1 rRNA gene is annotated in these 753 nt (G+C 70.4%); it reads left to right on the top strand.

The window, feature by feature from the left end:
• Positions 1-73: ribosomal RNA gene (gene rrf, locus QUG93_RS15980) — 5S ribosomal RNA — on the top strand; the annotation flags it as partial.
• Positions 74-753: the final 680 nt, after the last annotated feature.

Here is a 753-nt window from a genome sequence, read left to right as displayed (position 1 = left end):
CCCGGAAGCTAAGCCTCTCAGCGCCGATGGTACTGCAAGGGGGACCTTGTGGGAGAGTAGGACGCCGCCGGACTCAACGTAAGTGATGTGGCCATCGGCCCTCCATCGAGAACTCGCAGGGGAGACCCTCGTTCTCATGGGGCCGGTGGCCACATCTGTTTGTGCTGCAGGGTGCTCGACTCGCGGTCTGGTTCGTGATGGACTGGGCGGCGAGCACGGCTGGCCGTGCAGCACCCACAACGACACAGCGGACGATCGCCCGGCTTGCAGCACGGGCACGCGATGAGGAGCAACGGTGGCGAACGACGACGAGCAGCAGCGGAACGACCGGGATCGCGCAGGTCGTCCGGGTCGTGACGGCGACCGCGGTCCTCGTGGCGAGGGTGGCGGTCGTTGGGCCTCCGGTCCTCGCGACTTCGAGCGACGGGAAGGGGACCGTGCTCGTCGAGACGGCGGTCAGTCGGCGCGCGGAGACCGTCGGTCCTTCCGCGACGGCGACCGGTCGTTCGACGACGGGCGCCGGCGGCCGGCCGGACAGGGCGACCGGGACGGTGCCGGGCGTCCTCCTCGTGGTGATGGTCCGCGTGGCTCGGAGCGTCCGCGTCGTGATGGCGACCGTGCGTACGGCGGCGGGAACGACCGTCGATCGGAGCGTGACGGCGACCGCCGCCCGTCACGTGATGGTGACCGTCGGCCTCCGTTCCGTGGTGGTGAGGACCGTCGGCCGCAGGGCGATGGTGAGCGCCGTCCGTT

Source organism: Curtobacterium caseinilyticum (assembly GCF_030363035.1).
Lineage (GTDB): Bacteria > Actinomycetota > Actinomycetes > Actinomycetales > Microbacteriaceae > Curtobacterium > Curtobacterium caseinilyticum.
The sequence above is the reverse complement of the archived record's forward strand: the minus strand, read 5'-3'. Positions and strand labels throughout refer to the sequence as shown.